Origin of the sequence: Chitinophaga sp., from assembly GCF_019236475.1 — a bacterium.
Taxonomy (GTDB): Bacteria; Bacteroidota; Bacteroidia; order Chitinophagales; family Chitinophagaceae; genus Chitinophaga.
Map to the genome: position 1 here is coordinate 613,975 of NZ_JAFAIX010000013.1, position 23,548 is coordinate 637,522.

22 protein-coding genes are annotated in these 23,548 nt (G+C 43.4%); 3 read left to right on the plus strand and 19 right to left on the minus strand.

Annotated features, from left to right (window positions below; all coding sequences use genetic code 11):
- Positions 1-37: 37 nt before the first annotated feature.
- From JO154_RS24490 to JO154_RS24535, 10 genes are all read right to left on the minus strand, one after another.
- Positions 38-418, minus strand: coding sequence for a GxxExxY protein (locus JO154_RS24490; RefSeq protein WP_291951132.1), 381 nt, complete (start codon positions 416-418; stop codon positions 38-40).
- 76 nt (positions 419-494) lie between these two features.
- A complete protein-coding gene (gene nuoF, locus JO154_RS24495; RefSeq protein WP_291951135.1) occupies positions 495-1,853 on the minus strand; it encodes an NADH-quinone oxidoreductase subunit NuoF in 1,359 nt (452 codons plus the stop codon).
- A 78-nt stretch (positions 1,854-1,931) separates the two neighbouring features.
- Positions 1,932-2,135, minus strand: a complete 204-nt coding sequence (locus JO154_RS24500; protein WP_291951138.1) for a hypothetical protein — start codon at positions 2,133-2,135, stop codon at positions 1,932-1,934.
- Positions 2,136-2,160: 25 nt separating this feature from the next.
- Positions 2,161-2,652, minus strand: a complete 492-nt coding sequence (locus JO154_RS24505; RefSeq protein ID WP_291951141.1) for an NAD(P)H-dependent oxidoreductase subunit E — start codon at positions 2,650-2,652, stop codon at positions 2,161-2,163.
- A 72-nt stretch (positions 2,653-2,724) separates the two neighbouring features.
- Positions 2,725-3,945 (minus strand): NADH-quinone oxidoreductase subunit D, encoded by a 1,221-nt coding sequence (locus tag JO154_RS24510; RefSeq protein ID WP_291951143.1) that lies wholly within the window; start codon positions 3,943-3,945, stop codon positions 2,725-2,727.
- Between the two features lie 12 nt (positions 3,946-3,957).
- Positions 3,958-4,473 carry an NADH-quinone oxidoreductase subunit C gene (locus JO154_RS24515; protein ID WP_291951146.1) on the minus strand — a complete coding sequence of 172 codons (516 nt, stop codon included), beginning with the start codon at positions 4,471-4,473 and terminating at the stop codon, positions 3,958-3,960.
- A 41-nt stretch (positions 4,474-4,514) separates the two neighbouring features.
- A complete protein-coding gene (locus JO154_RS24520; RefSeq protein ID WP_366935604.1) occupies positions 4,515-5,042 on the minus strand; it encodes an NADH-quinone oxidoreductase subunit B in 528 nt (175 codons plus the stop codon).
- A 60-nt stretch (positions 5,043-5,102) separates the two neighbouring features.
- Positions 5,103-5,498, minus strand: a complete 396-nt coding sequence (locus tag JO154_RS24525; protein ID WP_291951153.1) for an NADH-quinone oxidoreductase subunit A — start codon at positions 5,496-5,498, stop codon at positions 5,103-5,105.
- Positions 5,499-5,659: 161 nt separating this feature from the next.
- A complete protein-coding gene (locus JO154_RS24530) occupies positions 5,660-7,420 on the minus strand; it encodes a hypothetical protein (protein WP_291951155.1) in 1,761 nt (586 codons plus the stop codon).
- A gap of 38 nt (positions 7,421-7,458) precedes the next feature.
- Positions 7,459-8,376 (minus strand): substrate-binding domain-containing protein, encoded by a 918-nt coding sequence (locus tag JO154_RS24535; RefSeq protein ID WP_291951158.1) that lies wholly within the window; start codon positions 8,374-8,376, stop codon positions 7,459-7,461.
- A 527-nt stretch (positions 8,377-8,903) separates the two neighbouring features.
- On the opposite strand from JO154_RS24535, the gene JO154_RS24540 reads away from it, so the two are divergent.
- Both JO154_RS24540 and hisS read left to right on the plus strand, forming a co-directional pair.
- A complete protein-coding gene (locus tag JO154_RS24540; RefSeq protein WP_291951617.1) occupies positions 8,904-9,332 on the plus strand; it encodes a low molecular weight protein-tyrosine-phosphatase in 429 nt (142 codons plus the stop codon).
- A 16-nt stretch (positions 9,333-9,348) separates the two neighbouring features.
- Positions 9,349-10,698 (plus strand): histidine--tRNA ligase, encoded by a 1,350-nt coding sequence (hisS, locus tag JO154_RS24545; RefSeq protein WP_291951161.1) that lies wholly within the window; start codon positions 9,349-9,351, stop codon positions 10,696-10,698.
- Positions 10,699-10,778: 80 nt separating this feature from the next.
- Here hisS and JO154_RS24550 read toward each other — a convergent pair whose 3' ends face one another.
- The 5 genes from JO154_RS24550 to JO154_RS24570 all read right to left on the minus strand — a co-directional run bounded on the left by JO154_RS24550 (position 10,779) and on the right by JO154_RS24570 (position 16,775).
- Positions 10,779-12,776, minus strand: coding sequence for a thioredoxin family protein (locus JO154_RS24550; RefSeq protein ID WP_291951164.1), 1,998 nt, complete (start codon positions 12,774-12,776; stop codon positions 10,779-10,781).
- A 105-nt stretch (positions 12,777-12,881) separates the two neighbouring features.
- Positions 12,882-13,337, minus strand: coding sequence for a protein-disulfide reductase DsbD domain-containing protein (locus JO154_RS24555; RefSeq protein WP_291951167.1), 456 nt, complete (start codon positions 13,335-13,337; stop codon positions 12,882-12,884).
- Positions 13,338-13,375: 38 nt separating this feature from the next.
- On the minus strand, positions 13,376-14,068 hold the full coding sequence (gene purQ, locus JO154_RS24560; protein ID WP_291951171.1) for a phosphoribosylformylglycinamidine synthase subunit PurQ: 693 nt from the start codon (positions 14,066-14,068) through the stop codon (positions 13,376-13,378).
- 190 nt (positions 14,069-14,258) lie between these two features.
- Positions 14,259-15,236, minus strand: coding sequence for a hypothetical protein (locus JO154_RS24565; RefSeq protein ID WP_291951176.1), 978 nt, complete (start codon positions 15,234-15,236; stop codon positions 14,259-14,261).
- 15 nt (positions 15,237-15,251) lie between these two features.
- Complete coding sequence (locus JO154_RS24570) at positions 15,252-16,775, minus strand: hypothetical protein (protein ID WP_291951179.1); 1,524 nt, start codon at positions 16,773-16,775, stop codon at positions 15,252-15,254.
- A gap of 201 nt (positions 16,776-16,976) precedes the next feature.
- Here JO154_RS24570 and JO154_RS24575 point away from each other — a divergent pair, with 201 nt between their 5' ends.
- Positions 16,977-17,894, plus strand: a complete 918-nt coding sequence (locus tag JO154_RS24575) for a TIGR01777 family oxidoreductase (protein ID WP_291951182.1) — start codon at positions 16,977-16,979, stop codon at positions 17,892-17,894.
- Here JO154_RS24575 and JO154_RS24580 read toward each other — a convergent pair.
- The 4 genes from JO154_RS24580 to JO154_RS24595 all read right to left on the minus strand — a co-directional run bounded on the left by JO154_RS24580 (position 17,854) and on the right by JO154_RS24595 (position 23,483).
- A complete protein-coding gene (locus tag JO154_RS24580) occupies positions 17,854-19,128 on the minus strand; it encodes an anthranilate synthase component I family protein (protein WP_291951185.1) in 1,275 nt (424 codons plus the stop codon). The two genes, JO154_RS24575 and JO154_RS24580, sit on opposite strands and share 41 nt — an antisense overlap.
- Positions 19,129-19,199: 71 nt before the next feature.
- Positions 19,200-19,646 (minus strand): hypothetical protein, encoded by a 447-nt coding sequence (locus JO154_RS24585; protein WP_291951188.1) that lies wholly within the window; start codon positions 19,644-19,646, stop codon positions 19,200-19,202.
- A gap of 93 nt (positions 19,647-19,739) precedes the next feature.
- Complete coding sequence (locus JO154_RS24590; protein WP_291951191.1) at positions 19,740-21,011, minus strand: adenylosuccinate synthase; 1,272 nt, start codon at positions 21,009-21,011, stop codon at positions 19,740-19,742.
- A 222-nt stretch (positions 21,012-21,233) separates the two neighbouring features.
- Positions 21,234-23,483 (minus strand): RelA/SpoT family protein, encoded by a 2,250-nt coding sequence (locus JO154_RS24595; protein ID WP_291951194.1) that lies wholly within the window; start codon positions 23,481-23,483, stop codon positions 21,234-21,236.
- Between the last annotated feature and the right edge of the window lie 65 nt (positions 23,484-23,548).

The window sequence follows — 23,548 nt, forward strand, 5'->3', positions numbered from 1 at the left end:
AAGGAACTAAGGAGTAAGTTTGATTTTTAACTGATTTTTAATATAACCCGTTAACTATTCTATGAATGCCATGCTTCAACAATGAAACATTAAAGTTCACTAACATTCCTAATTTCAGATTCGTCAGTTTCAGATATGTCAATACTTGTTTAAAATGTACATTTCCCAATTCTTCCACTGATTTAATCTCAATAAGAACTTTTTCATTTACCAGAAGATCTATTCGAAACGCCTTATCTAATTTCACCTCATCATGAACAAGAGTAATTTCCTTTTGGCGAATAACATCAAAGCCTCTCTTTCTTAGTTCATAACATAGGATCTCCTCATACACTGATTCGAACAATCCTGGTCCATACTTTTTATGAATGTCAAAGCAAACATTTAAAATCTCCTTCGAGATTACATTTTCCTCCATGGATGAAATATCTAAAGGTTAACAATACTGGGGAAAATCTTTGCGTCTCTGCTCCTTCGCGCCCTTTGCGAGCAACCTACACAGCAGCAGGCACTGGCAGTGGGTCTGCGTAATGGGCCAAGCCGAAATTACGGCGCTGCGCTTCATCCGGATTTTTCACATGCCATTCAAATTCATCACGGAAGTGACGGATAGCTGCTGCTACTGGCCATGCTGCTGCATCGCCGAGTGGGCAGATGGTATTACCCTCGATTTTACGCTGGATATCCCAGAGCAGATCGATGTCACTCATTTTACCTTTTCCGTATTCAATATTTTTCAGCACTTTTTCCATCCAACCGGTACCTTCACGGCATGGGCTACATTGACCGCAGCTTTCGTGGTGGTAGAAACGTGCAAATGTGAGCGTGTTGCGAACAATACACTGATCTTCATCCATTACGATAAAACCGCCAGAACCCAGCATGGAACCTGTTGCAAAACCGCCATCTGCCAAACCTTCATATGTCATCATACGGGTTTCGCCTTTAGCTGTTTTCAGCAGAAGATTGGCAGGGAGCACTGGAACGGAAGATCCACCAGGGATACAAGCCTTCAGGCGTTTACCATTTTTGATACCACCGCAGTATTCTTCAGAGAAGATGAATTCCTCTACGGAGATATTCATTTCAATTTCGTAAACACCCGGTTTGTTGATATTACCGCAAGCGGAGATCAGTTTAGTACCAGTAGATTTACCAGTGCCCAGTTTGATATATTCATCTGCGCCGTAGTTAATGATAGGTACTACAGCAGCCAGTGTTTCAACGTTGTTTACTACGGTAGGGCACTGCCAGAGGCCTTTTACCGCAGGGAATGGAGGTTTGATACGTGGATTACCGCGTTTACCTTCCAGGGATTCAATGAGCGCAGTTTCTTCACCACAGATATAGGCGCCAGCACCACGCTGAACGTAGATTTCCAGGTCGAAACCAGTTCCTTGGATGTTTTTACCTAACCATCCGTTATTTTTTGCTTCCGCGATAGCTTGTTCCAGGATATCAGGAATCCAAGCATATTCACCACGGATATATATATAGCAGGCATTAGCGCCCAGGGTAAAGCTGGAGATCAGCAATCCTTCGATGAGGAGGTGAGGGATAAACTCCATAAGGTAGCGGTCTTTGAACGTACCTGGCTCGGATTCATCCGCATTGCAAACGAGGTAACGGGGAACGCCTTCTGGTTTTGCAATGAAGCTCCATTTCATGCCGGTAGGGAAGCCAGCTCCACCACGGCCTCTGAGACCACTTTTCTTCACTTCTTCCAGTACAGCTTCTGGGCCCATGCTTTTCAGCGCCTTTTCCGCTGCCGCATAACCGCCTTTGCTCCGGTAAGTATCATAATACCGGATGCCTTCAATATGTGCGTTTTCTAACAGTAATTTGCGTCCCATTTTCTTCTTATAGTTTGACGACAATCTTCCTTCTGAAAGCTGTCATCAACAGATTTGTGATGTAATGATTTTTGACCATCAGGCCTTACTGGCTCCTCTTTTTGCAATACGGTCACCTAGCCGGAACAACAGATATCCAGAAGTAACTCCGAAAATAAAAGAAGCAAAAGTATCATCCACTCTGCAGAGTGCTGTCAGTGATCCAACCAGCAGGGCTGATTCAACCAGGATGAATTTGTTCTGTAATAAATTCTGTACAAAGATGTCTGTTAACCGCATCATGGTAATAATGTTTTAGTAACCGAAATTAGTTAGCCTTAGACCTGCATTCAGCAATGATTTCATCCACTCTTGCCGGGGTGAGATGTTCACGGTAATGTTTACCCAACTGCATCATCGGAGCATAACCACAGGCACCCAGGCATTCCACTGTTTTCAGTGTAAACATGCCATCGGCGGTAGTTTCACCTACCGCTATACCCAATTTGGTTTTGATATACTCAATGATGTTATCGGAGCCACTCACCATGCAAGGACCCGTCTGACATACTTCAAAAAGGTACTTTCCTACAGGTTTCAGATTGAACATACTGTAGAAAGTAGCCACTTCATATACTTCGATCGGTGTCAGTTGCAGCAATCCTGCCACATAGTCCATCGTTTCTGCGCTCAACCATCCACCAAATGACTCCTGTGCCAGGTGCAGCACCGGTATCAACGCACTTTTTTGCTTCCCTTCCGGATAGCGTGCGATGATCTCTTTTACTTTATTCAGTTTCTCTTCAGAAAATTGAACCACTGCTATTCAAATTTATAATTGAATAAATTTATTAATACGTGTAAGATATAAACCGGAGTTTATATCTCTCTTTTACGCGTCCAGCTCACCAGCGATCAGGTTCAGGCTACTCATGCAGACGATCGCATCGCTCAGCATGGCTCCCTGTACCAATTCAGCATAAGCTTGGTAGTAGATAAAGCATGGACGGCGGAAGTGCAGTCGATAAGGACTGCGGCCACCATCGCTAATCAGATAGAAGCCCAATTCACCATTGGCACCTTCTACGGCGTTATACACTTCTCCTGGAACCATATCGGTTTCACCCATAACTATCTTAAAGTGATAGATCAGGGCTTCCATTTTCGTGTATACGTCTTGTTTAGGAGGCAGGTAAAAATCTGGAACATCTGCATGGTAGATATCTTCTGGCAGGCCTTTTAATTTTTCCATTGCCTGACGGATGATGCTGATACTTTCCCACATTTCTGCATTACGCACCAGGTAACGGTCGTAGCAGTCGCCGGTAGTACCTACAGGCACTGAGAAGTCGAAATCCTGGTAAGAGCTATATGGATTCGCCACGCGTACATCGTAGTCGATACCTGCAGCGCGGAGGTTAGGGCCTGTAAAGCCGTAGCTCATAGCGCGTTTGGCATCGATACCGCCTACTCCTTTGGTACGATCCATGAAGATACGGTTGCGGGTCAGGAGGGTTTCAAACTCCTTCAGTACAGCCGGATATTCATCCAGGAAGCGGTTAATTTTAGCCCATGCAGCAGGTGTGAAATTTCTTTCAAAACCGCCTACACGGCCGATATTGGTAGTGAGTCGGGACCCACAGATTTCTTCATAAATTTCATAGATCAACTCACGATAGGTCATGAGGTATACGAAACCGGTGAGGGCTCCTGTATCCACACCCATTACTGAGTTACAGATCAGATGGTCTGCAATACGCGCCAATTCCATGATGATTACACGCATGTAATCTACACGTTTAGGCATTTCTAAACCCAGCAGCTTTTCTACCGTCAGATGCCAGCCCATGTTGTTGATGGGGGAAGAGCAGTAGTTCAGACGGTCTGTGAGTGGAGTGATCTGGTAGTAAGGGCGACGTTCAGCGAGTTTTTCGAAGGCGCGGTGGATATAGCCCACTGTAGATTCTGCGCTTACAATTCGTTCACCGTCTATTTCCAGAATATTTTGGAACACGCCGTGGGTAGCAGGGTGAGTAGGCCCCAGGTTCAGCGTGGTAGTTGTTTTCTCTATTGAGCCTTCCGGCAGCTTTACGTGTTGTTTCTGGTCTAGCATATCCTGGTAGTATTAAATGTTTCCTCCCCGACCAAACATCTCATCGTCTTTGTCAATACGCATGGAGTCTTCGAGCGGGAATTCCTTACGCATGGGGAAATAATTCATTTCGTCCACGTTGAGGATACGTTTCAGATTAGGATGACCTACAAAGTCAACCCCGAAAAAGTCATATGTTTCACGCTCCATCCAGTTTGCAGAGAGAAACAGGCTGGTAGCGGTAAATATTTTAGGTGCGGATACCGGTGCAAACGCTTTCATTCTAATGCGCACATTATCCTGGAAGTTATGCAGGTGATAAATCACAGCCAGTTCTTCATTTTTCCTTTCTGGATAATGAACGGCAGTGATATCCGTTAAAAACTGAAAACGCAACTCCTCGTCATCAAACAGGAATTGCATTACTTTCAGATTATAGTCTTTCTGCACGGTGAAGGTGAGCATGCCATATGGCTCTTCAAAGCCGCTGACTTGTTCTCCAAACTTCTCCGTGAGTCGTTGCTGTATGCGTTCGTTTGTTAAAGACATTAACAAGAGTAATTTACGATTAACGATTTACCAGTTCTTCACTATTTGATACCGTAAGACTCCATGAGTTCACGATATCTTTCAGAATGACGGCGGCGGAGACTTTCATTACCAACGAGGTCCTGAATTCTCATGAAGCCGTCAATAATTCCTTCTGGTCTTGGAGGGCAACCCGGTACATATACATCCACCGGAATAACCTGGTCAATACCTTGGAGAACGGAGTAAGTATCGAAAATACCGCCACTAGAAGCGCAGGCACCTACTGCCATTACCCAGCGTGGCTCAGCCATCTGCAGGTATACCTGACGTACGATAGGTCCCATTTTCTTAGAAATAGTACCCATTACCATCAGCAGGTCGCACTGGCGAGGAGTAAAAGCCATACGTTCCGCACCGAAACGTGCCATATCATAAGTAGCAGCCATTGTTGCCATGAATTCGATTCCACAGCAGGAAGTAGCGAAAGGCAGTGGCCAGATAGAGTTCTTACGCGCCAAACCTATCACCTTATCAAAAGAGGTGGCATAGAATCCTTCACCGGAATATCCCTCAGGGATTTCCACCATCTTCACGTTAGTATTATATTGAACCGGACGAGCCATGGTATAAGTTTTAGAGATTTATGATTAATCTTCCCATTTAAGGGCTCCTTTCTTCACAATGTAGATAAAACCACAGAGGAAGAAACCAACAAACATCAGCACTGCAGTAAATCCTTCCCAGCCAAGGCTTCTGAAATTAACAGCATAGGGATAGAAAAAGATTACCTCCACATCAAATAACACGAACAGGATCGCAGTGAGGAAATATTTGATGGCAACCGGCTGACGGGCATTTCCAACTTGTTCAATTCCACTCTCAAAGTTAATAAGCTTATCGCTTGTTTTACGTTTGGGACCAAGAAAATGGGTGGCAAACATGGTAATCCCAACAAAACCTATAGCTGCAAATAATTGCAATACAATAGGGAGATAGCTGAAAGGAGTAGTCGTTGCTGACAAAAATTCAGTTTCTGTATACATAAGCTTCCCGATAAAAATATTGACCGAATGCGCAAAAATACTGCAAGTAATCTAAATATCAAATGAATAAACCTGTAAAATATTAGATTTTTTCATTAACCAGAAACAAAAAAACCCCCTGAAGTTCAGAGGGTTTTTTGTCTATAATCTTTGATGATTACTTACTTCTTGTTGCCGGCAGCCGTTTTGGCACCGTTACCTGCTGGTTTGGCAGGTTTTTCACGAGCAGACATGTTTTCTTTGATTTCTTTCACGGTAACGCTGTTTGGATCAACAGACAGCAGTTTTTCCATGTAAGTGTTCATGTTTGCTTTATCCTCCTTGTTGTAGTAGTACAGCAGCAGGTAAGTGTAAGTATTGATCAGGTTAAGTTTGTTTTTAGCAGGGTCGCCACCAGCGATTTCTGCATATTTCTCGAAGTAAGGTTTTGCAATACCTGACAGACCTTGCTGGTCTTTGGCATAGTTGGCCATCCCTCTGTAATACCAACCCAATACGAAATCAGGTTTTACTTCGATCATTTTACCATACAGTTCATCTGCTTTATTTAATGCAACAGTATCCTGTGGTTTGCTGGTAGCACCGGCATAGTAGAACATCTGTGCAGGCAGATAATAGTCAATCGCCTGGAGTGTTTCTTTATTAGCAACACGGATATCATTGGATTTCAGATACCATTCACCAGCCTTGCCATATTTTTTAGCGGATTTATATGCTTCAGCTACTGCATTGTAGGTTTCTACGTCTTTGGTAGTATCCAGGGCTGCATATTTTTCCAGGTAAGTCAGACCTTTATCGGAATAACCAGCTTGGGTAGCAGAATCTGAAGATTTCAGACGCAGGTAAATAGTGCTCAGCAGTTTGTAATCTTGGATACCAAGATGTGCATCGCCAGCTTTAGCTACATATTCATCCATTACTTTCTTAGCAGTCAGGGAGTCACCTTTTTGCAGGTAAGAGTCACCAATCAGCAGACTTAATTTATCTGTGGTTTGTGCATCAGCACCAGCCAGGGCAGCTTGTCCTTTGGAGATAGCTTGATCGTAGTCTTTTTTGAAGAAAGCTACAGAAGCAGACAGATATTGCAGTTTAGCTTTATCTGCAGGGTCAGCAACTTCCATATATTGTTGCAGGTATCCAGCAGCTCTGTTCCAATCCAGTTGATCTTTTTTAGGAGTGGTGTAGAACAGGAACAGCTCGTAGAATGCAGGAGCATACTTAGGATCCATGTTGGTTGCTTTGGTAAAGTCAGATACCGCTTCTGATTTCAGACGGGCATTATAGTTTACCAAACCTTCTTTCATTACTGCTTCTGCATTGTTAGGCTGTAATTCCAAAGCTTTCTCGTAAGTAGTGATGGCTTTACCACCATTTTCACCACCCAGGAAACGATAAGCGTCACCCAGCTCAATGTAATCCGCTGCAGTAGCAGTATATTGTTCTTTTTTCTTACGTCCTTCGTTATTGAGGAGCTTTTCCATTACGCTCAATGCGTAAGGGCGATCACCACCTTTCACTTCTGTGTTGGCATCAGCGATAGCTCGTGCCACATCGCCATCTCTTCCTTGAGTAGCAGCGTTTGCGCCTTCAAATTTTTGTTTGGCAGCAGCAGCGTTACCATTCAACAGGTCGATACGGCCCATACCCACTTGCAGTAATGCAGAGGTAGGAACAGCCTGCAAACCTTTCTGGAAAGTGGCAGCAGCACCAGCCTGATCACCCATGGCCAGTTGTGCTATACCCATGTAATAATAGGCTTTGTCTTCTGTTGGCTTCGCAGCAATTACTTTTTCGAAGTTCTGTTTTGCAGATAGATTCTTTCCGTAATAAAGGTCTTTCAATCCATCTTCTACAGATTGAGCCATCACACTGCTGGATGCAGCGCACAGCATTGCTACGATTAAACTTTTCCGTCTGTTCATTTGCAATCTGATTTTTTTAAATTTTTAGTTGTGTTTTTCTACTTCAGGTTGGCCTCTCTGAAAACTACGTTCAATCTGGCCGGGAACAATCTGAACTGCTTGATTACTAGCTGTCCTTCATAGCTCCCTAGGAATGTGGCAAACCCCGAGCCAAGTCCACTGTATGGTTCTCTCAAACAATAAAAGAAACCTCTTTTCAATGGGTAGCTACCAATTCCAATGTAAGCCTGGTAAGGTCTTACAAATTCAGAATAGCCATCAGCTCTCAATTTGGCTACTGTGACGTCTTTGGTAAAGGCCAGTGACAGGGAGTCGTTCGGATCGGAGATCCAGCTAACACCTATAACTCCAATGGCATCTTTATTCTTTGTAACGTAACCCACTACTTCAGGATTGGTTTTTGCCGCCATAGTATTGGCAGGTAACGCTTTACCTTTGTTGATGGAGTCCTTTATATATCGAACCGTGCTTGAGTTGGCATTATCAAACACTAGTTGCCATTTACGTTCAGTATCTGTGCCATCCATCACATTCCTTACCTGGTCCATGGTAAGTATAGAATCTGGATTGCTGTGATTAACGATCAGCGCCAACGCATCCCAGGCGAGTAACATACTACGTGGCTTAATCTTGATCTGCTGATTAAAATAATCCTTTTCCTGTTGGTTAAATTCGCGTGTAACAATTATCAGTCTTGAACTATCGTCCAACAAATCCTTAAAACATTCTGATTCCGGCTTGTATTCTGCAATAATATGCGCTTTTGGATACAAAGACTGAAATACTTTGATCTCAGCTTCCATCAGCGGTTGGTATGTTTCATCAACACTGATCCGGATGGTTCCTTCGGTTGGCGTGTCTATCTTCTGTTTACCAGTCTTGTTATTACAAGCAGCCATAGCAATCATCGCTATCATACAGGCCGCCGCCGTTTTAGTAAAATTGAGTATTCCCATAAACAAACCTCCTTTCGCTATTTCCCGTTAAAAAAAAGTTTTTTCACTCCATTATAAACTCTAAAGAGACCGTAAATACACAGTGCAATTCCCAAAAATGTCATCCACTGCGGCGGTAAACGGAACTCTCCAAAGCCTAATTTTTGTGCGAAAATCGCGAAAAGACCAAAGAGAAGAAAGAATAATCCTCTAACTAATTCGCCTATTGGTCTATACTTATTTTCTATACGTCTATTTGTTCGTTCGTCCTGCATCATTCTATGATTGCGATTTACAAGTATACAAAAAAATATTTTTTAATCAGGTATATGAACTTTTAGAAGTTTGTTAAAAAAACCTGCTAAATATACACTCAATTACACAACCAGCGGCAATTTGAGGCATTTTTTCAACAAATAACATTTTTTAAGCAGATTTTTCTTTCAATAATCTCATTACCTACCTATTAGATGCAAATCAATGCAGATTTCCATAATATCTTGTAGGTTTGCGGCCAGAATTTCAATTTCCTTAACATGAAAATTTTAATGGTCTGTCTAGGTAATATCTGCAGATCCCCCCTTGCGGAGGGTATTATGCGTCACCTAGCGACCGAGTATCATCATCACGACTGGCACATCGATTCCGCCGGAACGGGCAACTGGCACGTCGGGGACGCTCCTGACCGTAGATCCATTAAAATCGCCCGGAGCTATGGTATCGATATCTCCGGACACCGGGGCCAGCAATTTAATAGCAGCGATTTCGACCGATTCGATCGTATCTACGTCATGGATAGCAGTAACTACAGTAACGTTATCCATCAAGCCAGACATGAAGCCGATCGCCAGAAAGTCCATTTCCTGCTGGAAAATAAACAGGAAGTGCCCGATCCATACTTCGATGATACCATGTTCGCTCCTGTATATAGATTAATATACGAAGCCTGCGAACGAATAGTAAAAAATGAACAATAACTTTTAACTTTTTATAATGATTAAGCCCAGCATTCCCAAAGGTACCCGCGACTTCGGCCCGGTGATCGTAAGAAAGCGTAATTATATTTTCCAGACCATCCGTGAAGTATTTGAACTCTACGGATTCCAACCGCTGGAAACCCCTGCCATGGAAAACCTGTCGACCTTGACAGGCAAATATGGTGAAGAAGGCGATAAGCTGATGTTTAAAGTCCTGAACAACGGAGAAATTTTCGCAGATGCTGAAAAGGCGACCAATAACAAGGAACTCGTAAGCGCGCTCAGTGAAAAAGCCCTCCGTTATGATCTTACCATTCCATTCGCTAGGTTCGTGGTGATGAACCAGAATGATCTGGCAATGCCTTTCAAAAGGTACCAGATGCAACCAGTTTGGAGAGCTGATAGACCACAGAAAGGCCGCTACCGTGAATTCTATCAATGCGATGCGGACGTGGTAGGTAGCAATTCCCTGCTGAATGAAGTAGAACTGCTGCTCATTTACGATACCGTTTTCTCTCGTCTTGGCCTCCAGGGCGTAGAACTGCGCGTGAACAACCGCAAAATCCTCTATGGACTGGCAGAAGTAATTGGTAAAACGAGTCTCCTTACAGATATCACTATCTCCATCGATAAACTGGATAAAATAGGCGCGGAAGGCGTACGTAAAGAACTCGCTGAAAGAGGCCTTACTACTGAGGATATCAACACGATTGAACAATTCCTGGCTATTGATGGTACCAGCGAAGAGAAATTGGAAAAACTGCGCACACTGCTGAAAGACAGCCCTACCGCTCAGAAAGGTATCGATGAACTTTCATTTGTACTGAACTCTGGTTATACCACCTACAATAGTATTCCTGTTGTAGACGTAACACTGGCCCGCGGTCTGAATTACTATACAGGTATGATTGTAGAAGTAAAAGCGCCTGCTACCGTTAAAATGGGTAGTATCGGAGGTGGTGGTCGTTATGACGACCTTACTGGTCTTTTCGGTCTGCCAGGCATTTCCGGCGTCGGTATTTCCTTTGGAGTTGATCGTATTTATGATGTACTAGAAGAACTGAAGCTTTTCCCAGAAACGGCACAGCAATCTACCCGCGTACTCTTCCTGAACCTCGGCGAAGCTAATGCCCGCGCCGCATTCGGACATGTACAAGCGCTGCGCAATAAAGGCATTGCCGCAGAAATTTATCACGAGTCTTCCAAAATGGATAAACAAATGAAATATGCTGATAAGCGCGGTATTCCGTTTGTAGCCATCATCGGAGAATCTGAATTACAGGAAAATCTAGTGAGTATTAAAAACTTACAGACAGGCCAACAGGAGAAAGTAGCTGCTGCTGCTGTAGCGGATTTCGCCTTCTAATAGACTTGATTGAAGTTATATAAACGTAAAAAAGACGGCCAAATGGCCGTCTTTTTTATGTTTCCACATTACTGTGATTGTTATTTCTGACTCTTGAATGCTTCCAGTCCGCATTTCAACCAATCTGCATATTCTTTTGCACTTGGTGTGTAGCCAACAGGATGCGTCAGGAGTTTCTCATCTGGACTAATCAACACATAGAATGGTTGTGAGTTATTCACAAAGTTCTCTGTCTGCATAGTGGCAAACTTATCTCCCACTGTTTTGATTTCCTTTTTACGTCCATTGGTGGTAGTATAGATGTACTGCTGATCTTCAGGCAGCATTTTTCTATCATCCACATACAGCGAAACCAGGATATAATCCTTTTGAATCAGCACTTTTACTTCATCATTCGGCCAAACATTTTCCTCCATTTTACGGCAGTTAACACATGCCCATCCGGTGAAATCCAACAAAATTGGTTTATGCTGTTCTTTAGCCAGTTGCAGTGCTTTTTCGTAGTCGTTAATGACATTTGGTTCCACCCCTTTAGCTGCATCTTCACCATAAATGCTATAGCTCAATGGTGGCGGGAAACCGCTGATCAATGAGCGATTGGCATATTTGGTATTGGTTACGCCAGGAATCAGGTACAGTGTGAATGCACCAAACAGCAATGCCAGGATAATACGTGCTTTACTGAGTTTTTTGATAGGAGAATCGTGAGGGAAACGTATCTTACCCAACAGATATAATACCAGGCAAACGCCGATAATAATCCAGATTCCAAAGAATACTTCACGTTTCAGCAGTCCCCAGTGTTTTACCAGATCCGCATTGGACAGGAACTTCAAAGCCATAGCCAGCTCCAGGAAGCCCAGTACCACTTTCACAGAAGTCAGCCATCCACCGGATTTTGGCAGGGAATTCAGCCATCCTGGGAACAGTGCAAACAATGCAAAAGGCAGTGCCAGTGCAAATCCGAAGCCTCCCATACCAACAGTGAGTTGCATTGCGCCACCATCGGTAGACAGGGAACCAGCCAACAGGGAACCGAGAATCGGACCTGTACAAGAGAAAGATACCAAGGCCAGGGTCAATGCCATAAAGAAGATACCCACTAATCCGCCCACACTTGTTTTTGCATCTACTTTGTTTGCCAGACCACTTGGTAAGCTTATTTCAAAATAACCAAAGAAGGAAATAGCGAAAACAATGAAAATGACAAAAAACACGAGGTTTAACACCACATTGGTAGAGATGTTATTCAGAATTTCCGGATTTAAAGAATCCAGGAAATGGAACGGAAGACTCAGCAAGATATAAATCAGGAAGATAAAGAACCCATATAGTAATGCATTCATTACTCCTTTTTTCTTATCCTGGGATTTCTTGGTAAAGAAGGATACCGTCAGTGGGATCATTGGGAATACACAAGGCGTGAAGAGTGCGATAAACCCACCCAACATACCAAGAATAAACAGTCCCCAGAGGCTCTTCTTCTCTCCGCCTTCCTGACCAGTACCACCGCAGTTTTTTACCGGATTATTTAGGTCGATAGAAGCGCGTTTTAATTGCGACTTATCTCCCGTAGCTTCTTTTAGGGCAGTGCTTACACTTACCAGCTCTCCGGATTTGTTATTGAATTTAAACTGGTCTTCTTCAGGTCCAATGGCTTCTTCTCCTTTGAGTGCCATGTAATTAACGCTTCCTTTAACGTTGGCTGGCAGTGTACCGTTTACTTTCAGGTTCACATCCAGTTGTACATTATTTTCGAAAACGCTAACTGCCATATCAAATAATGGCTCCTGGTGAGTATCCAGTTTTCCGATTTCTTTTATTCCAACAATACTCGCAACACTACTGGTAGCGCTGTCCAGTACCACGCGGGTATTAGGAGCGTCGTCCGCCATGGTGGTGGAAAACAACTGCCATCCTTTTTCGATGGTACCTTTCAGATGGAGTATATATTCAGAATCGTTCTTTTTTTCAGCGGAATATTCCCACTTCACTGGTTTCGGGTTCTGATCCTGTGCGTTGGCCTGCATTGTGAATAATGCGAAGACAGGGATCAGCCATGAAAGCAAATGCTTCATAAAGTAGATAGGCTTTAAATAATACTTTTCAAAGAAAACAAGAAACGAGTTCCAGCGGGGTGGAACTCGTTTAATAAATTGCTATTATGTGTAGGTAGATACAATTTATTTACCTCCAACAGTAATGGTGAATTCTGTGTCTTTAGGAGGCAGACATTGATGATCGTCGCACACCATGAACTCAACGGAACCTTTTACTTTGGTAGCAGCTTTACCTTTCACAGTTACTTTCTGTACGAAGTCTACAGTATTCTCGTAGTATTTCAGTTCAGAATTGAAATTCTTATCAAAGTTCTTATGCAGCTTACCTACTTCAGTCACTTTACCATTAGCAGTTACCAGTGGATTTTTAGTGAATTTGAAAGAGGTAGGAACAGGGCCTTCACCTGCTTCCTGTGCATACAGATGCCAGCCACCGTCGATAGTAGCAGTCATGTGCAGCTCATAAGTGTTGTCATTAATCTTCTTAGCGGCAAATTTCCATTTCACTGGATTCTCGATCTGCGCGCTTGCCAGAAATGGCAGCGCAAACAGAATCATTGCTGTTAATAACTTCTTCATACTTAGCTTTTTAATTGGTTGGTGTGGTTTGATTTTTATTAATTGTTATTGATAAGACTCTGGAATATCAGTTGTCCGTCTCTATTACGCAGGGTGCCATTAGTAGCACGCTCTGGGTGTGGCATCATACCGAATACATTGCGGTTTTTATTGCAAATACCTGCGATATTGCGGAGAGCGCCATTTGGGTTAGCTGCGTCAACAACATTGCCAAACTCATCGCAGTAGCGGAACAGAATCTGATTGTTTTCAGCCAGTTCATTCAATGTAGCCTCATCTGCATAATAACGTCCTTCACCATGAGCAATAGGAATCATCAGTGCACGACCAGTTACATCTTTGGTAATGGATGCGGTGGTATTCTCACTTTTCAGGAATACATTTTTGCATACGAACTGCTGATTCTGGTTCTGCAGCAGGGCGCCTGGCAGCAAACCTGCTTCACACAGAATCTGGAATCCATTACATACTCCGATTACACGGCCACCTTTGTTAGCAAACTCGATCACACTCTGCATCATAGGACTGAAACGAGCAATAGCACCGCAACGCAGGTAATCGCCATAAGAAAAACCACCTGGCAGCACGATGCAATCTTCTGTAGTAAATGCGCTCAAATCCTTATCCTTGTGCCACAGCTCTATAACTTCCTGACCTAAATCATTACGTAAAGAATCAATCATGTCATGATCACAGTTTGAACCCGGAAAGGTGACAACACCAAATTTCATTTGAAAATATTTTGTGTTTATGTAGAAAAAAATGCTTTAAAATTCACTGTTTTCCTGTGATTCATATCAGCAAATCCACTAATGACAAATCTACAAGGAAAGGACAAAATTACTTCGCCGTTCGCAATTTTCCATCGCCGTTCATCCTCAAATATCAAATTACTGAAAACCAATACCTTATCAGCTCGTTTTAGCTGAAATATTGCATAACTATCACATATGAGAAGGTAATTAGATGCACGACATTGGCAAAAGTATCGTTAGGGATACACCAGAAAACGTTGCCAGCGAACATAGAAACAGGCAGTACCGCTAGTACCCAATAGGCAGGAGAAAACTCCGGATTGAAGAAAGGAATCAACATCGCTACGACCACGTATACAATCAGCGTTGCCCAAATCTTCCTACCCTGGATCAGCATTTTCTTCAAAGGACGCTGCAACAGCAGCCAACCCAGAATGAAGAACAGCATACAGGCCACCATGGCTCCCCACACTTTATAATCGGTAATCAACGGCAATGAAAGGCCAATGTTCGGGATCTTTCTCAACAGGCCAATCTGGTTGGTCAGGAAGAGATAAGTGCCCATTAAGTATAACGGACAAATCAGCCCCAATATGCCTATAATCCACTCTGCTAGCCTGAAAGCACGCATAATCAGCATACTTACCAGGAGTAACAGACAGAAGATGATAGACGGAAAATAAAATAATCCGCATACCCCAAGTGCAAATCCGATATTAAAAACCACGTCCCTGGCGGATGTACGCGTATACAGGGAGGTCATACTGGAAAATACCCAGAGCATGATCACATTCACAATCAACGCTGGAGAAAATACATTCCAGCTATGCAACATGGATGTAAAGAGGATATAACACATCGCCGGTAGGTACGTAGGCTTGGCAAACAACCGGTGATGATTGATAATTTTCGTAAACAAGAGCGACTGCACCAATATCAACAAGATGGCCAGCGTGGTGAAAAAAACGGGACTTGGCCCTACCAGACCATGTAGCCATTTCACCAACAGGTTATATAACAAACCATCTGACCCATCCGCCAAATATGTAGACGGATGCAATAGGTAGTAAAACTTAACAACAAGTGTATAAATCAGCAGCAGCAATACCGTCAGTGGGTTGCCGGAACGAAAAAATTTTATCACAGTGCAAAGGTGTGATTAAAAGTCAATTTTAGCAAAGCAAATATAATTCCTGTAAATGCATGGTATCACTACAGTATGGCCACTGATCTGTTTACCGTAACGTGGCATCCAGGTATAGCCTTTATCCAGATTTCTCAGAGTAGGCATCCTGTTAACTTTACCACCTGGGTCTAGGCTATTGTCGATCAGTATATAGCTTCTTCTGTCCAAATCATTGTAGAGGAAGCGCAGTTCACTGCCAATGTTCACCATCATGTAAGACAGATACAGGTCTGCATTATCGTCGTACTGGCTTTTGTTAATGAAATTGTTCCATTGCATATTGCCTTCCTCATCAAAGGACATTATAATCACTTTATCATAATGATAGCGCAATCCCTGGGAATTGTTCCAGTAACCGGGATTGTAGTACCATGGAGAATACGGAGAATAGTAGTAGGGAGAATAGAGGCCACTATAAGGACTGCCATACATGTAATTCCAGCGGTTCCATGGCTGATAGCGGCTGGAAGTGGAGAAAGATTCTGCAGTCAACAGGAATCCGCCATTGGCAGTGTTGATAACCTTCCGGATGAAGTAGTCGTTAAAAGCAGCATTGGTACTGGATTCATCGCGGGCCGCTGATTTCAGTTCCTGTGAGAAAGCCAGGAATTTCTCATAATTAGTTTTCTGATTTTTAAAATCATATTTGTAGAGATACATTCCCTCTACATTTCCACGTTTCTGCTTATAAGCGAAAGCGGTAATCAGTGCCGTTCCTTTCTGGTTGTCCACTTTCATTTTGATCTCATCCAGCATCTGGGAGTGGAACTGTAATGGCGATACCTCAAAACTATCCACCAGCGGATGTTTGATGATCATATTACCACTTACCACATAGTCTTTACTGTTGGTACGTTCCAGTCTATTGAAAATGAAATCGCCGTCGTTGGTAAGGTTAAAGTTGTTCAGGAAGAACTTCTTTGACTGCATAGGCAGACTCACCTTACTGTTGTTCACCAGGCTCATCGTGCTATCGTAGAGGAAGGTGTAGAAAAGGTTATTATCTTCCTTATCCTGATTGATCTTGTAGATCATGATCCGATTCTTATCTTCGGATACTTCCATGGAATACACTTTGTTTTCCTTGGAATAGTAGCCGATACGAGTAGAGTCGATCAACAGCGGTTCAGAATAGAATTTCGCATCCGGACTCATAGAAGCGCAGAAGCTGTAAACGGCATCTTTATACTGAAACTGGTAGATCATGAGTACTTTGTTGGGATAAGCTACAAAGTCCATACTGATTACCTTCTTAGGAAGAAAGTCCAGCGCTACCCTTTCTTTCAGCTCCATCCCATTATCATATACCGACACTGCATAGGCGCCGCGGTCTGATTTATAGACCAGGACATTTCCTCCTACCTTACCTATAATTTCGAATTCGGTGTTTTTAAAATCATCCTTTTCCGGCTGGGTATAGGTTATTTTCTGGGCCATCACTGTAGTTCCGGCCAGTAGCATTATCAAAAACAATTGAATGCGGTATAGTCTATGCATGCGTCAGATGTATTTCAATAAGTTGTGGTAATGTGTTGCAGGAGTGTACTGCATATATGATTTTCAAACTTACATTAAAATTTAGAATATTGACAAGCAATTTCCGTGCACAATTCCGTACGGGTTTCCCCGTTACATAAATACTAAAAGCCTGGATTTATTGTGTACTTTTAGGAAAATATTTTTAAACAGCATTTTTCAATGGAAACCGTTTTAATAACCGGTGGTACCGGCATGGTAGGCACCGCATTAACGGCCCTGTTGCTGGAAAGAGGGTACAAGGTGATTGTACTAACGCGTATACCGGAACGAGGCTCCAACCCACAGGTAACATATGCCCGCTGGGACATCCTTCATCAAACCATAGACACTGCTGCTCTGCAGCAGGCAGATTATATTATTCACTTAGCAGGTGCATCTGTATCAGATAAACGCTGGACAGCCGCCCGCAAGCAGGAAATTGTTGATAGTCGCACCCAAAGTAGCGAGCTGCTGGTCAAGGCCTTGTTGTCTACCCCAAACAAAGTTAAAAAGGTCATCAGCGCCTCGGCTACAGGTTATTATGGGCCATATAAAGATCATCCTTTTGTAGAAACCGACCCTGCTGCTACGGATTACCTGGGCAGTACCACGGAGCGCTGGGAAAAAAGCATTAGTGAGGTTAGATCCCTCGAGAAGCCACTGGTAATATTTCGTATAGGCATTGTGTTAAGTAGAGATGGAGGGGCATTGAAAGAATTCTACAAGCCCTTACGTTTTGGATTTGCAATGGCCATGGGTAGTGGAGAGCAATATTACAGTTGGATACATATCCAGGATCTAGTGCGCCTATTTTTCAATGCCATTGTGAACGATAAGTTGGATGGAACTTATAATGCAGTAGCTCCCCAGCCTGTTACCAATAAGGAACTGGTACAAAGTATGGCCAGGGCTGCAAAAGGCAAGAGCTATATGCTGGCTTACATGCCTACTCCACTCGTAAAGCTCGCTCTCGGGGAGTTTAGTATAGAGGTATTGAAAAGTGTACGCGTGTCTTCCGAAAAAATTCAACAAACGGGCTTCCAATTTTCCTATCCCACTATTGACCAGGCGATGGAACAGTTGTTTCCGAAGCGCTGAGTACACTCCGGAGGGCCGCGGCTTTCAACAGGCATTCTTCCCATTCTTTTTCTGGATCACTGTAAAAAGTAATGGCGGATCCTGTTTGGAAAGATAGGTATTTCGCAGTAGCGTTATACAGAATGCTTCGAATCACCACATTGAAATCAAAATCACCTGCTGGGGTGATATATCCAACTGCTCCGGAATACAGTCCCCTTCTGCTTTTTTCATGTGATTCAATCAGTTCCATTACTTTAATTTTAGGGGCGCCTGTCATGGAGCCCATCGGGAATGATTGTTTCAGCACTTCCGTAAAAGGCAGATCTGGCGGGAGTTCTGCCGCCACAGTAGAAATCATGTGATGTACCTGCGCGAAGGAATAAATGCCAAACAGTTCCGTTACAGTGACAGAGCCTCTGACAGCAGTATGGGAGAGATCATTTCTTACCAAATCCACTACCATTACGTTTTCAGCACGTTCCTTGGCATTGTTGAACAAGGCCTTTTTCAGGGCTTCGTCCACTTGTGGATTCTTGTCTTTGCGACTGGTCCCTTTAATGGGCTGGGAAATGATTTTATGGCCTTTTTTCTGCATGAATCTCTCCGGAGAAGAGCAGACCATGTAATGGTCGTTCAGCCGGTAATAAGCCGCAAAAGGCGCCGGAGATAAGGTACTGAGGCGATGGTATAACGCTGGTGGATATACGGTTGCATCTTCGATAAAGCTCTCTCTACAGAAGTTTACCTCATAGCAATCACCGCGCAGGATGTGATCTTGCAGGGATTTTACCGCATCGATATAAGCATCGTGCTGGAGACGTGACTGTAGCGATTGCGAAATAGCCGCAGTGTGATCTGCAATGGCAGCGGGCATTTCCAGGCATTGCTGGAAAATTTCGCGGGCTTGATCCAGCATTCCATTTTCCATCCCAATACTGAGTTGGTTCTTTTCCAGCATCAATACGATGCGAGGGCGGAAGAAGAACATATCCGGGAAACCGGAACCATCCGGATTGGAGGAATGTAAGTTAGGAACTACTTCATTTTTAAGATCATAGGCCAGGTGACCAAACAGCCAATCCTGATGAGTGTTATGAAACTGCAGTAGTTCATCAAAGGCGTTGCCTGCGGGCAGTTGGAGGGTTGCAACTGCGTCGGCTGCCAGTATAGCTTCGAATTGATGATAAGACGAGGGATAGTCATTATTGTCTAATAAACAACAAATGTTGAACCGGGAGCACCAATTCAACATTTGCTGTTTAAATATTTTGTGATCATCAACCGGGAAAGTGTGAAATATCCTGATAATAATCTATTTAATGCTTAGAAATCATCGTCATCGTCATCGAAGCGATCGTTGAACAGATCCATATCTTTGAATTCGTCATCAAAGCCTAAATCATCGTCATCATCCTTTTTGGTGCTAGGACGACCACGTTTTCCTTTAGATTTAGGAATATCGAACTCTTCGAAGTCAGGATCATAATCCTCTTCTTCTCCCTTTTCCCATGCGTCAGCATCATCAGCGTCATCGAAATCACCGTCATCGTCGTCTTCATCATCGTCGTCTGACTTACGCTTAGATTTAGAAGTAGATTTATCTGATTTTTTGGCAGAAGATTTAGAAGTTGTTTCCTCCTCATCCTCTTCATCCTCATCATCTTCATCCACCTCTTTCTTAGGCTTGGCCGCAGCTTTAGGAGCGTCTTTTGCAGTCTTAGGAGAAGTAGTTTTTTTAGTCTCTTTCTCTTTATCAGATTTTGATTTCATAATAGGTTCACTTATTTCTTTGCCGTAAAGTTTTAATAGTTTTTTTTATTCGCCAAATTTTTTTTGCCGTTTTTTTTCCGTAATTTTTTGCAATTAGTGTTCCAGTATCTGGTCACGTCCCGGCCCGTTGGAAACGAATTTCACGGGAACGCCGAGATATTTCTCTACGGAAGTTACAAATGATTTCATTTCATTTGGTAACTCATTGAATTGCTTACTAGTAGAAGTCTTGTCTGTCCAACCTGGATATGTTTCATACACCGGAGTGATGTCGAGGCCAGTCATTTGGAAAGGTAATTGTTTTGTTTGTTTGCCGTCGATTTCATACGCAGTGCAGGCCAGCACTTCATCAAACTCATCAAGTACGTCAGATTTGGTCATTACCAGTTGCGTTACACCGCTCAGCATGCAAGTATAGTTCAGTGCAACCAGGTCAATCCAGCCACAACGACGTGGGCGACCAGTTACAGCGCCGAATTCATGACCAGCAGCACGCAGTTTTTCACCAGTAGCATCGTGGAGCTCAGTAGGGAAAGGGCCACTACCTACGCGTGTGCAATAAGCTTTAGTTACGCCGATTACTTCCTTAATCCATTGAGGTGCAATACCCAAACCATTGCAGACACCTGCAGAAATGGTATTGGAAGAAGTTACGAAAGGATAAGTACCGAAATCCACATCCAGCATGCTACCTTGAGCGCCTTCAGCCAGGATTTTCTTACCAGCTTTCAGTTTTTCATTAATGAAATATTCTCCTGCTACTACGTTCATAGTTTTCAGGAACTTTACAGCTTCAAAGAACTCTGCTTCCCAAGCAGCAATATCAGCGCTGAATTCGCTAATATCAAAGTGAGACAGTAATTCCAGGTGTTTTTGTTTCAGTTTAGCATAGCGCTGCTCGAATTCAGAAGACAGTACATCTCCTACGCGCAGACCGTTTCTGCCAGTTTTATCCATATAAGCAGGTCCGATACCTTTCAGGGTAGAACCGATCTTGTCATTTCCTTTCGATATTTCAGAAGCCTTATCCAGGGCTCTGTGCGTAGGAACGATTATATGGGTTTTTTCTGCTATGAAAAGATTTTTTGTCAGGTCGATGCCCAGTGCGGAAATATCTTCGCTTTCTTTCTGGAAAGCAACTGGGTCCAGCACCACACCATTACCGATAAAGTTAACAGTGTTATCGTGGAATACACCGGATGGAATAGTACGCAGTACTACTTTCTGTCCATTCACATACAATGTGTGTCCTGCATTCGGACCGCCCTGAAAGCGGGCAATCACGTCGTATTTACCGGCAAAATAGTCCACAATTTTACCTTTACCTTCGTCGCCCCATTGCAGGCCTAACAAAACGTCTACCATAATGATTTAATTATTTATCGGAGGTTGCATTTAAAGAAGTCGCAAAATTAAAGCGAATTATAACAATTACAAATTTCTATCGCAAACAAAGGAAATTGGGGAACGCCGCCGAGGGCGGATGTAAAGCCATCATTTACCGTATACCAGTGGGATCAGCCACCAGTATACGGTTGAAATAATGGTTATTAAATGTGGTAAAAAAATCTTGGTCTACAACATACATCATGACTCTTCCAATCGTTGTACAGACTGGATTCCATCCAATTTCCTGAGCCTTTCTACCAGCTCGTCCAGCTCTTCTTTGTCATGCACATATACCTTAATCAGCCCTTCAAAAAGACCTTCTTTAGACTCAATACTCAAGGCGGAAATATTCACTTTCAGTTCACCGGAGATCACATTCGTAATTTTGTGAATAACTCCCACATCATCCATACCAATGATACGTAAACCGGTCAGGAAGGAGATTTCGCGGTTTTTCACCCACTTGGTTTTCACCACCCTATGACCATAGTTGGCCAGCAACTGTGCGGCATTCGGACAGTTCGTACGGTGAATTTTCAGTCCTTCACTGGCTGTGATAAAACCAAATACGTCATCTCCAGGAATAGGGCGACAGCAATTGGCCAATTTGTAAGCAATGCGGTCGGAGCTTTCTCCGAAAATAATCAGCTCCGCATCCTTTTTGGATGGAATCTGATGCTTCACTGCTTCTTCTGCCACATGTTCCGGTTGCTTCACTGGAGCTGGTTTTGGCGGTTCCAGCTTATCGCCTAAAAGGGAGAATTCTTTCAGCTCTTTCAGGTCGATATTTTTCACTGCAATCTGGTAATACAGATCTAGTGGAGAAGATTGCTTGTAGAATTGTACCAGCTCATTGATATTATGCTGACTGGGGTTGATTTTCATATGGTCCAGCTTACGTTCGAGCGCAGCTTTACCATCCATGGCAATCTTACGTTTTTCCTCCTTCAGGGCATCTTTGATCTTGGATTTGGCCTTGGCTGTCAGCACGAAGTTTAGCCAGTCTTCCGAGGGTTTCTGCTTATTGGAGGTAATAATTTCCACTTGGTCTCCACTGCGCAGTTTATGGCTCAGGGGTACCAGTTTATAATTTACTTTGGCGCCTATACATTTATTTCCCACCGCACTGTGGATGGAGTAGGCAAAGTCGAGGGCCGTTGAGTTGACAGGTAATATTTTGAGATCGCCTTTCGGAGTGTACACATAGATTTCCTCAGTAAACAGATTGCTTTTAAAATCTGCGAGGAAGTCCAGCGTATTGGAATCAGGGTTGCTGAGGATCTCACGGATCTGCATAAACCACTGATCAAACTTGGATTCCTGTTGAGGAGTACCGCTACCTTCCTTATAGCGCCAGTGGGCGGCCACGCCTTTTTCGGCGTAGTCGTTCATACGTTTGGAACGTATCTGTACTTCCACCCATTTACCTTGAGGGCCCATTACAGTCACGTGTAGGGCTTCGTATCCGTTGGACTTAGGATTACTGAGCCAATCGCGCGTACGTTCAGGACTTGGGTGATAGAAATCCGTAATGATGGAATATACTTTCCAACAATCCGCTTTTTCTTTATCGATGGGGGAATCCAGGATAATACGGATAGCAAAAAGATCGTATACCTCTTCGAAGGCCACTCCTTTTGTTTTGATTTTATTGTGGATGGAGTGGATCGATTTAGGGCGACCATATATTTCAAAGTTGAATCCTTCTTCTTGGAGTACTTCCTTTATAGGTTTGATGAACTCGTTGATGTAACGGGTTCTTTCGCGTTTTGTTTCTTTTAGTTTCCGGGCGATATCTTTATAGGTTTGCTGCTCGGTGTACTTCATGGAGAGGTCCTCCATTTCTGATTTGATATTGTACAAGCCGAGGCGATGCGCCAGCGGAGCATAGATAAATACTGTTTCGGAAGCGATTTTCAGTTGTTTCTCTCTGCTCATGCTGTCTAGTGTACGCATGTTATGCAGTCTGTCCGCCAGTTTTATCAGTATTACCCTAGGGTCATCGGCCAGGGTAAGGAGTATTTTCTTAAAGTTTTCCGCCTGTGCAGTACTGGTACTGGAGTCAATAACGGTGCTGATTTTGGTCAGGCCATCTACGATATGAGCGATTTCGGTTCCGAATTCACGGGTAATATCTTCGAGGGTTACTTCCGTATCTTCCACGGTATCGTGTAGCAGTGCGCAGATGGCAGAGCGTACGCCCAGGCCGATTTCTTCCACGCATATCTGTGCTACAGCTAGCGGATGAAGGATATAGGGTTCGCCGGATTTACGACGCATATCCCTATGGGCATCCGCTGCCATTTCAAAAGCTGTACGTACCAGCTCCCTGTCTCCCTTTTTCAGACGCGGTTTGAGCGCCCTCAGCAGGGCACGGTAATGCCGTACAATTAACTTTTTTTCCTGCTCTTCGTCTAAATTGTATTGTTGAACTACCACTGTTTCCATTGCCTTAAAGTTACGATTAAATATAATCTGAAAGAAACACGGCTTGGGAAAACAATAATAGTGAA